Below are 19662 nucleotides of genomic sequence, written 5' to 3' on the forward strand. Positions count from 1 at the left end.
GCCGGCCATGTCCGCACAAGCTCCAGCTGCGCCCGGGTCTCCGGGCGCACCGGCGGCGCCGGGTGCGGCCGCCGGCTTCCTGCCACCCAGTGTGGCCCTGTGCACCGTGGGCCTGGCGATGGCCTCGTTCATGCAGGTGCTCGACACCACCATCGCCAACGTCTCGTTGCCGACCATCGCCGGTAATCTTGGCGCCAGTTCGCAGCAGGCAACGTGGGTCATCACCTCGTTCGCGGTCAGCACCGCGATCGCACTGCCGTTGACCGGCTGGCTCAGCCGTCGCTTCGGCGAGCGCAAGCTGTTCGTGTGGGCCACGCTGGCCTTCGTGATCACCTCGCTGCTGTGCGGTCTGGCCCAGAGCATGGGCATGCTGGTGCTGTCGCGCGCGCTGCAGGGCTTCGTCGCCGGCCCGATGTACCCGATTACCCAGTCGCTGCTGGTCTCGATCTATCCAAGAGAAAAGCGCGGACAGGCGCTGGCGCTGCTGGCGATGATCACCGTGGTGGCGCCGATCTGTGGGCCGATCCTCGGTGGCTGGATCACCGACAACTACAGTTGGGAATGGATCTTCCTGATCAACGTGCCGCTGGGCATCTTCGCAGCGCTGGTGGTCGGTAATCAGTTGAAGGGCCGCCCGGAGCAGGTCGAAAAGCCGAAGATGGACTACGTCGGCCTGGTCACCCTGGTGATCGGCGTGGGCGCCTTGCAGCTGGTACTCGACCTGGGCAACGACGAGGACTGGTTCTCGTCGATGAAGATCGTGGTGCTGGCCTGCGTGGCCGTGGTGGCGCTGACCGTGTTCCTGATCTGGGAACTGACCGACAAGGACCCGATCGTCGACCTGAAGCTGTTCCGGCACCGCAACTTCCGCGCCGGCACGCTGGCGATGGTGGTGGCCTACGCCGCGTTCTTCAGCGTGGCCCTGCTGATTCCGCAGTGGCTGCAGCGCGACATGGGTTACACCGCGATATGGGCAGGCCTGGCGACCGCACCGATCGGCATCCTGCCGGTGATCATGACCCCGTTCGTGGGCAAGTACGCATCGCGCTTCGACATGCGCATGCTGGCCACGATCGCGTTCGTGGTGCTGTCGATGACCAGCTTCCTGCGTTCGGGTTTCAACCTGCAGGTGGACTTCAATCATGTGGCCGGCGTACAGCTGATCATGGGCATCGGCGTGGCGTTGTTCTTCATGCCGGTGCTGCAGATCCTGCTGTCGGACCTGGATGGTCGTGAGATCGCGGCCGGCTCGGGCCTGGCCACATTCCTGCGCACGCTGGGCGGCAGCTTCGCCGCGTCGCTGACCACCTGGCTGTGGGCGCGTCGCACGCAGGTGCATCACGCAGACCTGACCGAACACATCTCGGTATATCAGCCGGGCATGCAGGACCAGGTAGCGGCGATGGGGCAGGGCGACCTGCAGCATGGTGCGGCGGTGCTGAACAACATGATCAACCACCAGGCATCACAGATGGGCTTCAACGACATCTTCTTCCTGCTGGGCTGGATCTTCCTGGCGATCATCTCGTTCCTGTGGCTGGCCAAGCCGCCATTCGGTGCAGGTGCGGGTGCCGCCGCCGGTGGCGGGCATTGATCGATCGTTGTTGTTGAAACGCAGAAACCCCGCCGGAAGGCGGGGTTTTTGTTTGTACGGCGTAGGGCGGGGTGGTTCTTCAGGGGTTTGGATTGGCGCTGGTTTCCATATCCGCGACGCGCTCAAGCAACTCGGCCAGACGTGAGAGTTTGGCTGCGAAGCGTGTTTGCAGCAGCGCTCCCAACATCACTCCAATCGCAAGTGAAAGCGTATAGCTGGGCACTTCCATGGGGACCTTTACACCCCAGAATTTCTGCAACGTGTCGGATGTGGTGATCGCAAAGCCGGCCAACGCGCCAAGCAGCGCGCCCGTGTTCGCGCGGGTGATCCGGATCTTGGTCTCCGAATTGAGATGGAGGACCAGAGTGCGGAGTCGACTCACCATGCGGGCCGTAGAGCCCGGTGACGACCGACTTGATTGTCCGGCTTCACTAGCGGCGATTTGCTGGATTCCGAATCTCAGCCTGATGGCGATTTCGTCATCGCGAGCGAGTCCGCTGTCGATGTCCCTCAGGTAGTTGCGATGAGACCTGAGCGCGGAACTGAAAATGTCGAAAAGAAATCCTGCGGCCCAGCACGCAGCGAGCCCTGACAGAAAGATGAGCAATCCTTGCCCGATGGGGTGCCAGAACGTCGCATCATCTGGTCCTAGCAGTTGCTTGGTGCCTATCGCGGCCACAACCGCTGAGGCGAGTACGCCCATGGCGAGCAACAGGGCCTTGAGGATGACATCGCTGGCTGGCTCAGGTCGACGCGATTTGACTTCTCTCACGTATTCCGCGTCAAGCCTTTTTACAAGGGGGTAGAGTGTAGCTATATCCAGTTTTTGTGATTCTTCCATGAGTGTGATCGCTGCGGCCTTGATCCTGACATCGGCTCACAGGAGGCGCTCTTTAGCGTCACACATCATCCAACCCCGGAAATGAAAAAACCCGCTTGCGCGGGTTTGATCATTGTCTGAGTCATGGTGCCCAGGAGAGGACTCGAACCTCCACGAAGTTGCCCCCGCTAGCACCTGAAGCTAGTGCGTCTACCAATTCCGCCACCTGGGCGACTCAGGAGGAGAATTTTGCAGGAAGGTTGGATATGTGTCAACACCATTTCACACATTTTTTTCTGCATCCATTCCCGCGTCCACATCCAGATGCAGCAGCAGGCTGCGCATCGGCGGCGAGAGCGATGTCCAGTCGGCAAACGCGGCGCACAGTCGGCGTTGCGCCCATGCGTTGCCGAGTGCAACGGCGACGATGCCGGTGGCCCGTCGGTGTTGCCGTGCGATCGTGCGTGGCGCGATGCCCACGCCGATGCCATGGCCCACCATCGTGCACAGGCCTTCAAAGGTCTTCATGCGGATGCGGACGTCGAGCATGCGTCCGGCCTCTGCTGCCAGTTCTTCGATATAGGTCTGCAGTGCATTGCCGTCGGCCAGCGCGACGAAGGTCTCACCCAGCACATCGCTGAAGTCGAGCGAGCGTCGCGCGGCGAAGCGATGGCCAGCCGGCAGCAGCATCATCAGCGGGTCTTCCGCAACCACATGGCGGCGCAGTCCGTCGGCGGGGACGGCGTCACTGATGATGCCGGCCTCTGCCTGACCAGCACGGATCGCACGCACGACTTCATTGCTGGTGCGTTCGTGCAGTTCGACGCGCAGGCGAGGGCGTTCGGCCAGCCATGGGGCCAGTCGCGCGGGCAGATAGTTGGTCAATGCCGCGGTGTTGGCATACAGGTGCAGGGTGCCGCGTGCGCCGTGGGCGAAGGCCTGCAGTTCGCCGCGCAACTGTGCCTGCTGCTGCAGGATCAGGCGCGCGTGATGGGCCAGTGCGGCGCCGGCTTCGGTCAGGCTGACGCCGCGCGGGTGCCGGGTCAGCAGCGCGGTGCCGGCGTCGGTTTCGATCGCGCGCAGGCGTTCGCTGGCCGATCCCAATGCCAGATTCGCTTCTACGGCGCCGGCGGTGATGCTGCCGGCTTCGACTACTGCCAGGAACAGGCGCAGATCGGCAATGTCCAGGCGCATGTCATGACCTCGCATCGTGGCCGTTGCCTTCGGAGCAGCCGAAGGGTAGGGCGGGAATGCCGCATTGTGCGCTGAAGTGCTGGCGGCTCCAATGAGGTAATGAACGAAACGATCTACTTCTACGCGTTGCTGGTGGTGGTGTTCCTGCTGGCCGGCGTGGTCAAGGGCGTGACCGGCATGGGCCTGCCGACCGTGGCGATGGGGCTGCTGGGTGGTGCACTGTCGCCGGTCGCGGCGGCCTCGATGCTGTTCATTCCCACCTTCGTCACCAATGCCTGGCAGTTGCTGTCCGGGCCTTCGGTGGGGCAGATCGTGCGGCGACTGTGGCCGATGATGCTGGCGGTGGTGATCGCCACCCTCGGCGCCGCCGCGCTGCTGGTGCGGGTGGATCGTGATGTCTCGCGTGCCGCGTTGGGCGTGGCGCTGGTGGTCTACGCCGGGTACGCGTTGCTGGCGCCGGTGTTGCGGGTGCCGGCTCGGCGCGAGCGCTGGCTGGGACCTCTGGTGGGCGCGATGTCCGGTGTGGTGACCGGCGCAACTGGCGTGTTCGTGATGCCGGCGGTGCCCTACCTGCAGTCGTTGGGATTGCAGCGCGACGAGCTGGTGCAGGCGCTGGGCCTTGCATTCACGGTGTCCACGATTTCGCTGACCACAGGCCTGGTGCTGCATGGCGCGTTCGGCGTGCAGCAGCTCGGCCTGAGCGCGTTGGCAGTGGTGCCGTCGCTGGCCGGCATGTGGCTGGGGCAGGTGATCCGCCAGCGCATCAGTGCGCGGGTATTCCGTGCGTGCTTCCTCGGCTTCCTGTTGCTGCTGGGCCTGGAGCTGGTGCTGCGTTCGTGGTGGTGATGCTGGCCGGACGCCAGACAAGAAAAAACCCGCTTTCGCGGGTGTTTTTCATTCTCGACATGGTGCCCAGGAGAGGACTCGAACCTCCACGAAGTTGCCCCCGCTAGCACCTGAAGCTAGTGCGTCTACCAATTCCGCCACCTGGGCGTCGAGGAGGAGAATTATGCGGTGCCGTGATGGAGGTGTCAACACCCTTGTGAAACTCCCGCGCCGGTCGCGCCCTGCATATCCACGCCATGCGTGGATGGGGTGCCGCATCCGGATTACAGGCAAAAAAAATCCCCGCCGAAGCGAGGAGTTTTTTCGTTGGTGCCCAGAAGAGGACTCGAACCTCCACGGTTTTACCCGCTAGTACCTGAAACTAGTGCGTCTACCAATTCCGCCATCTGGGCGTTCCAGAGGCGCAATTGTGAAGATGAACCGGGGACCTGTCAACGATTTCCCGAAAATTCTTAATGGGGATGCTTCAACTGTTTTGCTGACCCGTTCTGCACGCCCGCAACGGCTACCATGGAGGGCGATGACTACCAAAAAACCAAGCAAGGGCGGGAGCAAGTCCCGCAGTGAAGCCCCGAACAAGGGCGCCAAGGCCGGCCCGGCCCGCAACAACAAGCCAGGCAAGCCGTTGCCGGGTTGGCTGCCCACCGTGGCCGATGGAGCCGCCGCGCCGCGTGGACGTGGCCCGCGCAACGCAGAGGCACCGGGTCCGGCGCCGGGCCGCAAGCTGCCGCCGACGGGCAAGGTGATCGACGATCCCTATGCGTCCCGCGAAGCGGAAAAGTACGAACAACCCATCGCCAGCCGCGAGGCCATCCTGGCCCTGCTGGAGCGCTGCGAAGGGCCGCAGACCGCTGAAGAACTCGGTGCGCGCCTGGGCCTGACCGCACCGGACCGTGCCGAAGCGCTATCGCGCCGGCTCGGCGCCATGGTTCGCGATGGTCAGCTGGTGCAGAACCGCCGCGGCGGATTCGCGCCCATCCAGACGTTGAACCTGGTCACCGGCGTGGTGATTGCCAATCCGGAAGGATTCGGCTTCCTGCGCCCGGTTGAAGGCGGCGACGACCTGTTCCTGCCGCCGTACGAAATGCGCAAGGTGATGCACGGCGACAAGGTGTTGGCGCGTGTTACGGGCATCGATCATCGTGGCCGTCGCGAAGGCAGCATCGCCCGCGTGCTCGAGCGCGGCATGACACGCCTGATCGGCCGCTTCAGCGTCGAGATGGGCATCAACTACGTGGTGCCCGATGACAAGCGCATCCAGCGCAACGTGCAGGTGCCACCGGATCAGATCGGCGGTGCGCGCGATGGCCAGCTGGTCGTCTGCGAGTTGACCCAGGCACCGGACAGCCGCCGTCCGCCGATCGGTCGCATCATCGCCGTGCTCGGCGACAAGCTGACCGCATCGCTGGTGGTGGAGACCGCAATTCACGGCCACGAACTGCCGTTCGAGTTCCCGCAGGAGGTGCTGGACGAAGCCGCCTCGGTGCCGTTGGTGGTCGAACCGGCGATGATTGGTGACCGCGTCGATCTGCGCAGCACGCCGCTGGTCACCATCGATGGCGAGGACGCAAAGGACTTCGACGACGCGGTGTACTGCGAGCCGAACGCAGACGGCTTCCGCCTGGTGGTCGCCATTGCCGACGTCTCCAACTATGTCCGTCCTGGTACGCCGCTGGATGATGAAGCGCAGAAGCGCGCCACCTCGGTGTACTTCCCGGGCTTCGTGGTACCGATGCTTCCGGAGACGTTGTCCAACGGCATCTGTTCGCTGATGCCGAAGGTCGACCGCATGTGCTTCGTCTGCGACATGCAGATCGACCGCGAGGGCCAGGTGACCGGCTCGCGCTTCTACGAAGCGGTGATGAATTCGCACGCGCGCCTGACCTACACCCAGGTGTGGCAGGCAGTGGGCGAGGATGACGCCGGTGCCAAGGCCTTCATCGGCGATCTGTTGCCGCAGGTGCAGCGCCTGCACCAGCTGTACAAGGTGCTGTCCAAGGCGCGCACCAAGCGTGGCGCGATCGAATTTGAAAGCAGCGAAGTCCGCTTCGTGCTCGACAACCGGGGTGAAGTCACCCAGGCCGGTATGCTGGTGCGCAACGATGCGCACAAGCTGATCGAGGAATGCATGATCGCGGCCAACGTGGAGGCGGCAAAGTACCTGTTGTCGCGCCATGTGCCGGCGCCTTACCGCGTGCATGAGAAGCCGCCGGAGACCAAGTACGCCGATCTGCTGGAATTCCTCAAGGAGTTCAAGCTGAGCCTGCCGCCGTGGTCGAAGGTGCGCCCGGGCGATTACACCAAGCTGCTGAAGAAGATCCGCGACCGTCCCGATGCCACGCTGCTGGAATCGGTGCTGCTGCGCAGTCAGAGCCTGGCCGTGTACAGCCCGGACAACAACGGCCACTTCGGCCTGGCGCTGGAGGCATACGCGCACTTCACTTCGCCGATCCGTCGTTACCCGGATCTGCTGGTGCATCGTGCGATCAAGCATGCGCTGTCGGGCAAGCCGCTGGACAAGTTCACCTACAACGCCCGCGAGATGGCCGCACTGGCACTGCAGTGTTCCGAGCGTGAGCGTCGTGCCGATGAGGCCGAGCGCGAGGTGGATGAGCGTTACCGCGCCGCGTGGATGGAAAAGCACGTGGGTGGCCAGTTCGACGGCGTGATCAGCGGCGTGACCAGCTTCGGCCTGTTCGTGGAGTTGGCCGACTCGAAGGTACAGGGCCTGGTACACGTGACCCAGTTGCCGCAGGACTATTACAAGTTCGACGCGACCCGCAAGACGTTGACCGGTGAGCGCCGTGGCAGCAGTTACCGCCTGGGTGACCAGGTGCGCATCCTGGTGCTGAAGGCCAGCATGGAAGAGCGCAAGATCGACTTCCGTCTGGTCGAGCACAAGGGCGAGGAAGAGGTGCAGAACCCGGCGCCGCTGCCCGAGCGCGGCAAGCCGGCCAAGCGCACGAAAAAGCAATATTGAAAGGTGTGCCGACCAACGGTCGGCACCCACCTCCCCCGGTAGGTGCTAACCAACGGTCGGCACCCACCTCACCTGGTAGGTGCCAACCGTTGGTTGGCACGACGTTTCGGAGGAAGCGGCAATGCAGGGCCAACCCGAGTACAGCGGCGGCTGCCAGTGCGGTGCGATCCGCTTCCAGGCGCGGGGCGAGCTGACCGACAGCTCGATCTGCCATTGCCGGATGTGCCAGAAGGCCTTCGGCGCCTACTACGCGCCGTTGGTCTCGGTGCGCGGCGTGCAGTTCAGCTGGACCCGCGGCCAACCGCGTTATTTCCAGTCCTCCAACGTCGTGCGGCGCGGCTTCTGTGCCGACTGCGGCACGCCATTGACCTATGAAGCCCCCGATGGCGTGGCGGTGGCCGCCGGTGCCTTCGACCAGCCTGAACGCCTGCCGCCGACCATCCAATATGGCGTCGAGCGCAAGCTGCCTTTCGTTGACGGGCTGGGCAAGCTGCCGGCCCGCCGCACCGAGGAGGATGTCGCCGCGCTGGAGTTCCTGGCCACGATCGTGTCCCACCAGCACCCCGACCACGACACCCCGCACTGGCCGCCTCGCTCGCGCGGGTAGCGCCGGGCCAAGCCCGGCGGGGGTGGCGGACAACGGTCGCCGGGCATGGCCCGGCGAGCCGCCGCAGCGCCCGGCCCCCCGATGCTCTACCATAGCCACCCCCTTTCCGGTCCTGCCCGCATGAGCAAGAACAGCCAGTGGATCGTCGGCGTCAACGCCGTCGCCTCCTCCATCGAGAACGACGCCGAGAACGTCCGCGAAGTGCTGGTCGAGGCCGGTGCGAAGAATCCGCGCCTGACCGAGATCGAGGAAAACGCCCGCCGCAAGGGCATCGACGTGCGCAAGGTCAACAGCCAGGCGCTGGACGGCGTGGGCGGTTCGGTGCGCCACCAGGGCGTGGCCGCGCGCTATGCCGCTGCCCGCACCTACAACGAGAACGAGCTGGAAGGCCTGGTCACCGCTGCGGAAGGCAAGGCGCTGCTGCTGGTGCTGGACGAGGTGCAGGACCCGCACAACCTCGGCGCCTGCCTGCGCTCGGCCGCTGCGGCCGGCGCCACCGCCGTGATCATTCCCAAGGACAAGTCGGCCACGGTCAACGCCACCGTGCGCAAGACCTCGGCCGGCGCCGCCGACCGCATCCCGGTGGTGGCGGTGACCAACCTGTCGCGCTGCCTGAAGGACCTGCAGAAGCAGGGCGTGTGGATCTACGGCCTGGCCGGTGAAGCCACTGCGTCGCTGTACCAGCTGGACCTGAAGGGCAACATCGCGCTGGTGCTGGGCGGCGAAGCCGATGGCCTGCGCCGCCTGACCCGCGAGAACTGCGACGGTCTGGTCAAGATTCCGATGCCGGGCGAGATCGAGAGCCTGAACGTTTCGGTCGCTGCCGGTGTCAGCCTGTTCGAGGTCGTGCGCCAGCGCGGTTGATCGGCATCGCCGCAGCGTGATCCGGGTCAGATTCCTTTCCATTGGGAAAGGGATCTGCCCCTGTTTTCTGCCGGCCCCCAATCCACGCATGGCGTGGATCTACTATCAGCTCTCGCGGAACTGTATGAGCCGGGGTGCCGTGGGTGTGCGGGGTGTGAGCCGCATGGATGCGGCGACCAAGCCCCCAGGGATGGGTTCACGGCGTCCCCGCACATCCACGGCACCCCGGTGATCCTGCAGAAACCGCGCTGTTGTTGTTGCCTCTGCGGGTGCGGGGCGCAGCCCCGCATCGCGCTTACCCCGCGCTGCCACCCAGCGCCTTGAACAGCGTCACATCGTTGTTCAACTGGCTCTGCCGCACCCGCGCCAGTGACAGTTCCGCATCGCGGCGGGTCTGCTGCGCTTCCAGCCAGGTGCGCAGGTCGGTGGCGCCGACGCGATATCGCACTTCCTGCGCGCGCTCCACTTCCACTGCTTCATCGTAAGACGCCTGTGATGCGGTCACCTGGCGCAGCAGCTGCTCACGTGCGGACAAGGCGTTGTCCACCTCCGACAGCGCGGTGTACAGCGTCTTGCGGAAGTTGGTGGCGGCGATCTGGTAATTGGTGCCGGCCACGTCCGTATCCAGCTGCGCGCGCTGCAGGTTGAGGAAAGGCAGCGACAGGCCAGCCCCCAGCGTCGCTACCGGATTGCGCAGCACATCGCCCAGCGAGGTCGCGCTGGAACCCAGGCTTCCGGTCAGGCTCAGTGCCGGGTAGTACTGGGTGGCGGTCACCCGGATCGTCTTCAGGCTGTTGCGCAGCCGCAGTTCGGCCGCGCGCAGGTCGGGCCGGCGGCCAAGCAGGTCGGCCGGCAGACCTTCGGCAATGGACGGACTCTGCGCCTCCAGCAGGTTCTGCGGTTCGTCCTGCTGCGGCCACGGTGTGCCATCCAGCAGCACGGTCAGCGCATTGCGCACTTCCACCCGCTGTTGCTCCAGCGCGCTCTGTGCCGAACGCTGTGACTGCAGGTTCTGCAGTGCCTGGCGTACTTCCAGCCGCGACACCGCACCGGCATCGAAGCGCGCCTGCACCAGTTCATGCGTGCGTTGCAGCCGCTCGAGGTTGGCCTGGCCGGTGGCAATGGACTGGTTGAGGTAGGCCAGTGCCCAGTACTGGTTGATGACATCGCCGATCACCAGCAGGGCGGTGTTCTGCCGGTCTTCTTCGCTGGCGTCTGCCTCCCATCGGGCGATGTCGCGCTGGGTGCGCAGGCGGCCCCACAGGTCGATTTCCCACCCCAGCGACACACCGGTGGAATAGCTGCGGCGCCAGTCGTCTGCCTGGTCGGTGGCACGGCTGCCACTGCCGCTCACGCCGGACGATGAAGGTTGCGGCCATAGCGCATTGCTGGCCAGCCCAGCCTGCAGGCGCGCACGCTGCACGGCAAGACCGGCTGCGCCAAGATCGCTGTTGGCGGTCAGCGCCTGCGCAACCAACCGGTCCAGGCGCGCATCGCCGAAGCCGGTCCACCAGTTATCGTTGCGGATGTCGCGGGCCGGGGTCTCCAGACCGCTGCGTGGGGGGGCGGCCGGCGCGTTGAGGGTCGCATCGCCACGGCCATAGGTGGCGGCAACGCTTGGCTCTGCGACGGGATAGCGGCCCACGGAGGCGCAGGCGGAGAGTGCAAGCAGCACGGCGCCGGCCAGCAGCAGGCGAGACGGAGCGGGGAACGGCAGTCGGGTCATCATCTTCATTCGCGGGCCAGGGCCTCCACCGGGTCGAGCTGGGCGGCACTGCGTGCCGGCAGGAAGCCGAACGCCACGCCGATCAGGGTTGAACAGGCGAAGGCGGCAATGATGGAAGCGGTGGAGAACAACACCTGGAAATCGCTGGCGAAACGGCCGATCAACACGCCCATCAGCAATGCCAGGCCGATGCCGAGCAAGCCGCCGAGCAGGCACACCAGCACCGCTTCGATCAGGAACTGCTGGCGGATGTCGCTCTGCCGCGCACCCACCGCCATGCGCACGCCGATCTCGCGGGTACGCTCGGTCACCGAGACCAGCATGATGTTCATCACGCCGATGCCACCGACCAGCAGCGCGATGGCGGCAATGGCGCCGATCAGCAGGGTCATCGTGCGCGTCGTCTGTTCGATGGTGTCGCGGATCTCGGCGCTGTTGCTGAGGAAGAAGTCCTCGGTGCCGTGGCGCATGGTCAGCAGCCGGGTGATCGCTTCCTGCGCCGCATCCATCGGCGTTTCATCGTTCACCCGCACGGTGATGCTGGAAACATGGCTCTGCCCGAGCATGCGCGACATCACCGTGGTGTAGGGCACGAACACGCTCAGGCTGGTGCTGCCGCCGAAACCGAAGCTCTGCTTCTTCGCCACGCCGACCACGCGCACCGGTACGTTGCCAAGCAGGATCACCTGGCCGACCGGGTCGCTGTCGGGGAAGAACTGGGTGCGCGTGTTCTCGTCGATCACCGCCACTTGGCCGAGTCCCTTCACCGCATCGGTGTCGAAGAAGCTGCCGCTGAGCAGGCTCACGCCCTTCACGCGGAAGTACTGCTCGCCGACGCCACTGATCTGCGCGGTGGCCGACTGGTTGCGGTAGCGCGCGGTGACCGAACTGGACACGCTGGGGGTGGCGCTGTCGACGTAGCTCTGCCGCGACAGGGCATCGGCGTCGCTGGCCTTGAGGGTCTGCACCCGCGCCGAACGCATGTCGCCGAACCCGCGGCCGGGATAGACGTCGATGGTGTTGGTACCCAGCGCGCTGATGTTCTGCAGGATCTGCTGCTGCGAGCCATTGCCCAGCGCCACCACCGATACCACCGAAGCGATGCCGATGATGATGCCGAGCATGGTCAGGAAGGTACGCAGGCGGTGGGCGTTCATCGCCAGCAGAGCCATCCGGAACGCTTCGGTGAAGCGGTCGCGGGCAGCCAGCCAGCTGCTGCCATGGGCGACGCCCGCGCTCGGTTCGCGTTGCGCACGGTAGCTGGGCGCGGCCGGGTTGGCGCGGTCGGCGATGATCTCGCCGTCGCGGATCTCGATGATGCGCTGTGCGTGCTCGGCCACGCTCATGTCGTGGGTGACGATGATGATGGTGTGGCCTTCGGCATGCAGCTCGCCGAGGATGGCCATCACCTCTTCGCCGGATTTCGTATCCAGGGCGCCGGTCGGCTCGTCGGCCAGGATCACCTCGCCACCGTTCATCAGCGCACGCGCGATCGACACGCGTTGCTGCTGGCCACCGGACAGCTGCCCGGGCTTGTGGTGCATGCGGTCGGCCAGGCCGAGGCGCTGCAGCAGCTGTTCGGCACGCGCGGTGCGCACCGGGCCGGGGCTGCCGGCATAGACGGCCGGCACCGCCACGTTGCCGCGCGCGTCGAGATCGCCCAGCAGGTGGTAGCGCTGGAAGATGAAACCGAAGTGCTCGCGACGAAGCTCGGCCAGCTCGTCGGGCGCCATTTTGCCGGTCTCGCGGCCCGCCACCTGGTAACTGCCACGGGTCGGGCGGTCCAGGCAGCCGAGGATGTTCATCAGCGTGGACTTGCCCGAACCGGATTGGCCGACGATCGCCACCATCTCACCGGCATGGATGTCCAGGTTGACGTCGCGCAGCACGGCGATGACGTCTTCGCCGGCCGGGAATTCGCGTCGCAGGTCGCGCAGGCGCAGCAGCGGCGTCGTCGCGCTCATCGGCGCCCCATGCCCGGGCCGCCGACCCGCATCTGCATGCCGCCGCGGTTGCCGCCGCCAGCGGCTGCCGCAGCGCCGCCTTCACCGACCACCACACGCTCACCTTCCTTCAGGCCGGACAGGACCTCGACGTTGGCGCCGTTGTTGATGCCGACCTTGACCTTGCGTGGCTGCGGCTGGCCCTTGTCATCGACCACCCGCACGATGCGCTCGCCGTCGCGCGACTTCGGACCCAGTGCAACGGCCGGCACCATCAGCACGCCCTTGGCCTGCTTGAGCAGCACCGATACCTGTGCGGTCATGTCGATGCGCAGGGTGCCATCGGGATTTTCCACGTCGAACAACGCGTTGTAGTAGACCGCGCTGCTGGAGCTGGAGCTGGACGAACTGCTGGAACTGGACGAGCTTTCGTTGGCGATCGACGCCGGTGCCGGATTGATCTGCCGCAGCGTGGCGTGGTATTTGCGGTCCGGATCGCCCAGCGTGGTGAAGTACACCGGCATGCCGGCCTCGATCTTGACCACGTCGGCCTCGGAGACCTCGGCATTGACGGTCACCACGTCCAGCCGTGCCAGCATCACGATGGTCGGCGCAGTCTGGTTGGCGTTCACCGTGCGGCCTTCCTCGGCCACCACCGCCACCACGGTGCCGTCCATCGGCGCGACGATACGCGTGTAGGCCAGGTTGGCTCGGGCGGTGCCCAGCTCGGTTTCGCGGCCCTTGATCTGTGCTTCGTAAGACTGCAGCTGCGCACGCGCGGTCTTCAGCTGGGCCTCGGCGGCATCATATTCCTGGCGCGAGGTGGCTTCGGCCGCCAGCATCTGCTGCTGGCGTGCGAACTCCAGCTCGGCCTGGCGCAACGTCGCCTGCTGCACCGCGCGCTGCGCGGTCACCTGGTCCAGCGAGGCCTGCGCGTTGAGCACCTGGTTCTGCTGGGTGGTGGCGTCGATCTCGGCGATCAGGTCGCCTTCCTTCACCGTGTCGCCCAGCTGCACCTTCAGCGACTTGATCTGGCCGGAGGCCTGCGCACCGACGCTGACCAGCTTGTAGGCGTCGATCACGCCGGTCGCTTCCACCGTCTGTTCGATGTCGCCGCGGCTGACCGGGGTAGTTGCCAGGGCCGGTGCGGCTGGCTTGCGCAGCAGCCACCAGGCGGACACCGCGGCGATCAGGACAAGCAGGGCGATCAACATCAGGCGACCCTTGCGGGTCGCGGGCAACAGGCGGGAGATCACGTGGCGGCTTCACTCTGGGGGCCGCAGTGGCGGCGTTGGTGGGCATTGTGAAGATCGAGCGACGCTTCGCTCAATCCTCGGGGTGTGTCTCTATGTAACACTGTCGCCGAGACTGCGTATCAGCAGGTATCCCGCACGGCGGGGGATACAGTGGTACGCATTGGCCTGGATGCGGTTCAGCTGCCGACACGGGATGATTCGCGACATGGAGACTGAAAACCCGATGCACCGTTTGCTGATCGTCGATGACGACAACGATATCCGCACCTTGCTCGCCGAGCAGCTCGGCCGCGCTGGCTACCAGGTCAGCACCGCCGCCGATGGCACCAGCATGCGTCAGCTGCTGGAACGCGAACACGTGGACCTGATCGTGCTCGACCTCAACCTGCCGCGCGAGGATGGCCTGACCCTGTGCCGCGACCTTCGCGCGCGCTCGAACACCCCGGTGATCATGCTTACCGCGCGCGCCGAGCCGATCGACCGCGTGCTCGGTCTGGAAATGGGCGCCGACGACTACCTGGCCAAGCCATTCGAACCGCGCGAGCTGTTGGCGCGCATCCGCAACGTGCTGCGCCGTACCGAAGCGCTTCCGGCCAATCTTGAGCCGCTGGCGGTGCGCCGTGCACGGTTCTCGCGCTGGATCTTCGATCTGGAGCATCGCCACCTGGTCGATCCGGACGGGCGCGTCGTGGTGCTGTCCGGCGCCGAGTTCCGCCTGCTGCGGGTGTTCATCGCGCATGCCAACAAGGTGCTCTCGCGCGAGCAGCTGGTGGCCCTCAGCAGCGGCCGCAACTATGAAGCGCAGGACCGGGCGATTGATCTGCAGGTCAGCCGGCTGCGCAACAAGCTGGCCGATGACGGCGGCCCCGATGGCCTGATCAAGACCGTGCGCAATGAAGGCTACGTGCTGGCCTCGGCCGTCAACCTGGAATAAGCCGCGATGAAGCGCCTGCGCCACTTCCTGTCCTCGATGGTCGGACGGCTGTTCGTGATCCTGCTGCTGGGCATGAGCGTGGCCGCGATCGGCGCGACCATGCTGGCCAGTTCCAAGCGGCAGCAGGAATTCGAGCGGCAGAATCTGAACCGCATCGCTGATCGCCTGCAGGGTTACATCAACCTGCTCGACGGCAACCCGGAGCTGCGCGAACGGCTGCTGGAGATCGGTGGCCCCAGCGTGCGCGCACTGCAGCCCGGTGCGCGCATCGGGCGCGCCGACAAGGCGCTGATGGAAGTGCTGGAGGACCGCCCGGGCCCGGTGTCGCGGGCGCATGTGCACTTCGCCTCGTTCCGTTCGTGCATTCCCAAACTGCAGGATCTGCTGCCGCCGCCGCCGCCGGGCCACCGCAAGCCGCCGCGCGAACGCGATCCCACCTTCATTCCACCCAAGTGCCGGGCGGTGGACGTGGTGCTCAATGACGGCACGTTGCTGAAGCTCGCCCTGGATTCGCCGGCGATCGCACACAACGGCATCCTCGCCGTGGACCCGCTGTTCCTGACCCTGCTGGTGCTGGCCATTGCCGTGCTGGCCTACGTGGTCGCACGCATGGCCAGCGCGCCGCTGCAGGAACTGGCGGCCGCCGCCGAGGACCTGGGCGATGACCTGCAGCGGGCGCCATTGCCGCTGCGCGGGCCGCGCGAAGTGCAGCGCGCCGCCGAGGCATTCAATGCCATGCAGCATCGGCTGCAGCGCCATCTGGCCGAACGCACGCAGATGCTCGCGGCGATCACCCATGACCTGCAGACGCCGCTGACCCGGCTGCGCCTGCGCCTGGAAAACGTGACCGACGAGACCTTGCGCGAGCGCCTGATCGGCGACCTGGCCGCGATGCAGGCGCTGGTACGCGAGGGTCTGGAACTGGCCCGAAGTGCGGAGAGTGCCGAACAGCGCGCCGCGCTGGACCTGGATTCGCTGCTGGAGAGCATCGTCGAGGACACCGCCGAGGACGGCGCCGACGTCGTCTTTGAAGGCCGCAGCGGCGCAGTACTGATGCTGCGCCCGTTGGCGATGCATCGCTTGTTCTCCAACCTGGTGGACAACGCGGTGATGTACGCGCAACGCGCCCGGGTACGCGTCGAGCGCGGCGAGGGCACGATCACCGTGGTCATCGCCGATGATGGCCCCGGGCTGGCGGATGAACAGCTGGAAGCGGTGTTCGACCCGTTCGTGCGGGTGGAGACATCACGTTCGCGCGAGACCGGCGGTGCCGGCCTGGGCCTGACCATCGCCCGCGCGCTGGCCGAGAAGGACGGGGGCCGACTGTGGTTGCGCAACCGCCCCGAAGGCGGGCTGGAAGCGCTGGTGCAATGGTCCACCAGCGCCGAGGCCCGGTAGCAGCCTCGATCCAGGACCGGGCCCTGTTGCGCCGATCACGGTGACGCCAGCGGTGGGGTTTGCCCTATCATCTGCGTACTTCCCCATTCTTCGTCCGATGAGCCTGCCCGTTCCTGCCGGCATGCCGCCCTGCGCGGTGCGGCCATTTCTGTTCGCGTCTGCCGCCACCACCGGCATCCGCAGCTGGCCGCCGCCGCTGCGCTGATGGGCGGACAGGGGGCGGAAAGGCGCCGGGCGGGGCGCCACGCGGAGAGGATCGGTCGCCTGCTGCGACTGGGCATGCTGTGGCTGCTGCTGGCGATAGCCGCGCCGCTGGCCGCGCAGAGTGGCGCACCGCCGCTGCGCGACTACGCCATCGACGTGTGGACCTCGCGCAATGGTCTGCCGCACAACTCGCTGCGCGACATCGCGCAGACCCCGGAAGGGCACCTGTGGTTCGCCACCTGGGAAGGCCTGGTGCGCTACAACGGCCTGGATTTCACCGTGTTCGACCGCAGCACGCGGCCAGGGCTGCGCGACAACGGCATCGGCGCGCTGCTGGTCGACCCGCAGGGCGGGCTGTGGATCAGCGATTCGCGTGGCAACGTCAGCCATCGTGGCAGTGACGGCCAGTGGCGTGTCTGGGAGCACCAGCCGGATACGCCGCAGGTGCTGATCCAGTCCATGCAGATGGACAGCCAGGGGCGCCTGTGGCTGCTGTATGAAGGCAAGGGCATCGCCTATCTGACCCCGGACAAGGGCATCGTCTACCAGCCCCCACCGCCGGACCTGCCGCTGGCGATGAGCTTCACCAAGATGGCGGTCGACGCGCAGGACCGGGTCTGGATCGGCACCCTCGACGGCCTGGTGCTGCGTGACAACGACGGCGTGCTGCAACGCGCGCCGGCTGCGTGGGGCGTGGACAAGGGGCTGTCATGGCCCTACCGCGCACCCGATGGCGCGCTGTGGATCGTCGCGGGCGAGCGCCTGTACCGGGTGGAGGATGATCGCCTGGTGCTGGTGCACCGGTTGCCTGGCCAGCTGCACTTGACCGCCATGCTGCAGGACCGCCATGGCGACCTGTGGCTGGGCACCGAGAACCAGGGCCTGCTGCGCATCTCGGCGCATGGCCTGGAGCGCCTGCCGGCGGGTCTGAACCTGCCCGGCGGGCGTGTGGTCAGCCTGCGCGAAGATGCCGAGGGCAGCATCTGGGTGGGCGCAAACGGCGGCCTGTATCGCCTGCGCGAAACGCTGTTCAGCAGCTACACCGAACGCGACGGCCTCAGCGGCGACTACGTGCGCACGGTGCTCGAAGACCGTGACCGCCGCCTGTGGGTGGGCAGTGCCAGCGGCCTGGACCTGCAGACCGCTGACGGTCGATTCCGCGCGATGCCGCTGCACAATCGCGGTGGCAAGGCGCCCTCGGTGCTGAGCCTGGCCCAGGATGCCGGCGGCGACCTGTGGGTGGGCACCTTCGGCGACGGCATCTACCGCTTGCACGCTGATGGACGACTTCGCCACAACTACGCTGCGGCCGATGGCCTGCCCGGCGGCAACATCCGTGCGATCAGCATCGCGCCTGACGGCGTGGTCTGGGCGGGAACGCAGAAGGGCGTGGTCCGCATCGAGGGTGACCAGGTAAGCGTGCCCACGGTTCCAGGCATGCCGGGGGGGCTGACCACAGCGCTGGAACACGATCACCAGGGAAATCTGTGGATCGGCACCATTGAAGGCATCCGCGTGCTGCGCGGTGATCGGGTGCAGTCGATCGACCTGGCGCCGCTGGGCGGTGGCCGCAGCGTGTTCGGATTCCACCAGATCGGCGATGCGATGTGGATCAGCAGTGATCGCGGGCTGTACCGCTGGCAGGGCGGCAGGCTGGCGCGCGTGGGCCTGGAGCAGGGCATGCCGGTGGATGCGGTATTCCAGCTGGTGCCCGACCGCCTGGGCAATGTGTGGATCAGCAGCAACCGCGGTGTGTTGCGTACCGATATGGCGACGCTCAACGCCGTGGCCGACGGACGCGCGCCGCGGGTAACCGTAGAGCGCTACAACGAAATCGACGGCATGGCCAATGCGCAGGCCAACGGCAGCTCCGGCCCGTCGGCGATCCTGCGCCAGGACGGCACGTTCTGGGTGGTGACCGCCGGTGGCCTGAGCATGGTTGATCCGCAGCGGCTGCAGCGTTTCCGCGAACGTCCGGCCCCCCCTGCGGCGATCGAGAACGTGCAGGTCGACGGTGCGCCGGTGCACTGGGAAGGCCCCGAGCGCAACTTGATTCCCGGTGGGCGACGGCTTGCGGTGAGCTATGTGGGCCTGAGCTATCTGATGTCCGACCGCATCCGCTACCGCACGCGGCTGGAGGGTCTGGACAATGGCTGGGTGGAGCGTGGCCCGCAGCGCAGCGTGGAGTTCGTCGGCCTGCCGCCAGGCGACTACACGTTGCACGTGGCGGCCTCGCATCCGGGAGGCAGCTGGGGTCATCAGGAAGCGGTGTGGAGCTTCACCGTCGAGCCGTTCTGGTGGCAGCGACACAGCGTCCAGGCGCTGATCGGGCTGGTGCTGCTGGCCGCACTGGTGGCGCTGTACCGCTTCCTGCTGAAGCAGTACAAGGCCAACAACCTGCGCCTGGCGCAGCGCGTGGATGAGGCCACCTTCGACCTGCAGGCGCAGACCGTGCACCTGCAGGCGCTGAACCAGGAAAAGACCGAACTGGCCGAGCGCCTGGCGCGGCAGGCCGAGGCATTCGAACGACAGGCCCGCGAAGACGCGCTGACCCGGTTGGCCAATCGTCGCGGTTTCGACGAGGCGCTGGCCCGCGACTTCGCCCGTGCCCAGCGCAGCGGCCATCCGCTGTGCCTGGTGGTGCTGGACATCGACCACTTCAAGGACGTCAACGACCAGCACAGCCACAGCATCGGTGATGCGGTACTGGTGGAAGTAGCCCAGGTGATCGCCGCGGCCAGTCGCGATTCGGACCTGCCGGCACGCACCGGCGGCGAAGAATTCGCGCTGCTGCTCAACGACACCCGGCTGGAGGAGGCAGCGCAATTGTGCGCGCGCCTGCGCGGCCTGTTCCATGACCATCCGGACTGGGCCGGCATACTTGGCCTGCGGGTGACCTTCAGTGCCGGCCTGGTGGAACTCGATGGGGACGACCGCACCCCAGCGCTGCTGTACCAGCGCGCGGACCGCGCGTTGTACCGCGCGAAGAGTGACGGCAGGGATCGCACGAGCATCGGTTGATCCAGTGCGAAGCATCCACGCATGGCGTGGATCTACTGGCGTGCCGCATCAACGGCAGCCCCCCTCGAGCGCAGCGACCCGCGGTTGCCCCCGCTTTTCTGATCTTTCCGTGGCGCCCAGCAACGTGTCCGTGGCCGGGCGGGTGGGCTGCGCAGGGGCGTGAGCCGCATGGATGCGGCGACCGAGCTTACAGGGATGTACTTGCAGCGTCCCCTGCGCAGTCCACCCGCCCGGCCTTACCCCGAATCGCTGTCAGCCCGCCACGAGGGGCTCCG

13 protein-coding genes and 3 tRNA genes are annotated in these 19662 nt (G+C 66.4%); 8 read left to right on the forward strand and 8 right to left on the reverse strand.

Features of this window, described 5'->3' with window-relative positions:
* Positions 1–7: 7 nt before the first annotated feature.
* A complete protein-coding gene (gene emrB / locus ACQ5SA_RS08685) occupies positions 8–1594 on the forward strand; it encodes a multidrug efflux MFS transporter permease subunit EmrB (protein ID WP_108267849.1) in 1587 nt (528 codons plus the stop codon).
* 79 nt (positions 1595–1673) lie between these two features.
* Here emrB and ACQ5SA_RS08690 read toward each other — a convergent pair whose 3' ends face one another.
* The 3 genes from ACQ5SA_RS08690 to ACQ5SA_RS08700 all read right to left on the reverse strand — a co-directional run bounded on the left by ACQ5SA_RS08690 (position 1674) and on the right by ACQ5SA_RS08700 (position 3608).
* Positions 1674–2435 carry a hypothetical protein gene (locus ACQ5SA_RS08690; RefSeq protein ID WP_499313987.1) on the reverse strand — a complete coding sequence of 254 codons (762 nt, stop codon included), beginning with the start codon at positions 2433–2435 and terminating at the stop codon, positions 1674–1676.
* Positions 2436–2559: 124 nt separating this feature from the next.
* Positions 2560–2646 (reverse strand) — tRNA-Leu (locus tag ACQ5SA_RS08695).
* Positions 2647–2696: 50 nt separating this feature from the next.
* Positions 2697–3608, reverse strand: coding sequence for a LysR family transcriptional regulator (locus ACQ5SA_RS08700; RefSeq protein WP_499313988.1), 912 nt, complete (start codon positions 3606–3608; stop codon positions 2697–2699).
* Positions 3609–3707: 99 nt separating this feature from the next.
* Between ACQ5SA_RS08700 and ACQ5SA_RS08705 the strand changes: the two genes are divergently transcribed.
* Positions 3708–4454 carry a sulfite exporter TauE/SafE family protein gene (locus tag ACQ5SA_RS08705; RefSeq protein WP_089239894.1) on the forward strand — a complete coding sequence of 249 codons (747 nt, stop codon included), beginning with the start codon at positions 3708–3710 and terminating at the stop codon, positions 4452–4454.
* 60 nt (positions 4455–4514) lie between these two features.
* Here ACQ5SA_RS08705 and ACQ5SA_RS08710 read toward each other — a convergent pair.
* Together ACQ5SA_RS08710 and ACQ5SA_RS08715 are read right to left on the reverse strand one after the other, a co-directional pair.
* Positions 4515–4601 (reverse strand) — tRNA-Leu (locus tag ACQ5SA_RS08710).
* A 160-nt stretch (positions 4602–4761) separates the two neighbouring features.
* Positions 4762–4846, reverse strand: a tRNA-Leu gene (locus tag ACQ5SA_RS08715).
* A gap of 23 nt (positions 4847–4869) precedes the next feature.
* On the opposite strand from ACQ5SA_RS08715, the gene rnr reads away from it, so the two are divergent.
* The 3 genes from rnr (at position 4870) to rlmB (ending at position 8905) form a co-directional block, all read left to right on the forward strand.
* Positions 4870–7434: a ribonuclease R gene (gene rnr, locus ACQ5SA_RS08720; RefSeq protein WP_499313989.1), complete on the forward strand. Its 2565-nt coding sequence runs from the start codon at positions 4870–4872 to the stop codon at positions 7432–7434.
* 121 nt (positions 7435–7555) lie between these two features.
* Positions 7556–8041, forward strand: a complete 486-nt coding sequence (locus ACQ5SA_RS08725; RefSeq protein WP_499313990.1) for a GFA family protein — start codon at positions 7556–7558, stop codon at positions 8039–8041.
* A 120-nt stretch (positions 8042–8161) separates the two neighbouring features.
* Complete coding sequence (gene rlmB, locus ACQ5SA_RS08730) at positions 8162–8905, forward strand: 23S rRNA (guanosine(2251)-2'-O)-methyltransferase RlmB (RefSeq protein WP_089239900.1); 744 nt, start codon at positions 8162–8164, stop codon at positions 8903–8905.
* A gap of 295 nt (positions 8906–9200) precedes the next feature.
* Here the strand turns inward: rlmB and ACQ5SA_RS08735 are convergent, their stop codons facing one another.
* Genes ACQ5SA_RS08735 through ACQ5SA_RS08745 form a run of 3 tightly spaced genes read right to left on the reverse strand, consistent with a single transcriptional unit; the run spans position 9201 to position 13830 of the window.
* Positions 9201–10640 carry a TolC family protein gene (locus ACQ5SA_RS08735; RefSeq protein WP_499313991.1) on the reverse strand — a complete coding sequence of 480 codons (1440 nt, stop codon included), beginning with the start codon at positions 10638–10640 and terminating at the stop codon, positions 9201–9203.
* Positions 10637–12595 carry a MacB family efflux pump subunit gene (locus ACQ5SA_RS08740; RefSeq protein ID WP_499313992.1) on the reverse strand — a complete coding sequence of 653 codons (1959 nt, stop codon included), beginning with the start codon at positions 12593–12595 and terminating at the stop codon, positions 10637–10639. Before ACQ5SA_RS08740 ends, ACQ5SA_RS08735 begins: the two co-directional genes overlap by 4 nt.
* Positions 12592–13830: an efflux RND transporter periplasmic adaptor subunit gene (locus tag ACQ5SA_RS08745; protein WP_499313993.1), complete on the reverse strand. Its 1239-nt coding sequence runs from the start codon at positions 13828–13830 to the stop codon at positions 12592–12594. The genes ACQ5SA_RS08740 and ACQ5SA_RS08745 overlap by 4 nt, the downstream gene beginning before the upstream one ends.
* 205 nt (positions 13831–14035) lie before the next feature.
* Here ACQ5SA_RS08745 and ACQ5SA_RS08750 point away from each other — a divergent pair, with 205 nt between their 5' ends.
* From ACQ5SA_RS08750 to ACQ5SA_RS08760, 3 genes are all read left to right on the forward strand, one after another.
* On the forward strand, positions 14036–14764 hold the full coding sequence (locus ACQ5SA_RS08750; protein WP_025875399.1) for a response regulator: 729 nt from the start codon (positions 14036–14038) through the stop codon (positions 14762–14764).
* Between the two features lie 6 nt (positions 14765–14770).
* Entirely contained in the window at positions 14771–16162 is a 1392-nt protein-coding gene (locus ACQ5SA_RS08755) for an ATP-binding protein (protein WP_499313994.1), read from the forward strand.
* 204 nt (positions 16163–16366) lie between these two features.
* A complete protein-coding gene (locus tag ACQ5SA_RS08760) occupies positions 16367–19387 on the forward strand; it encodes a two-component regulator propeller domain-containing protein (RefSeq protein WP_499313995.1) in 3021 nt (1006 codons plus the stop codon).
* Positions 19388–19662 lie beyond the last annotated feature (275 nt).

Source organism: Stenotrophomonas indicatrix, from assembly GCF_050573115.1.
GTDB lineage: Bacteria > Pseudomonadota > Gammaproteobacteria > Xanthomonadales > Xanthomonadaceae > Stenotrophomonas > Stenotrophomonas lactitubi_A.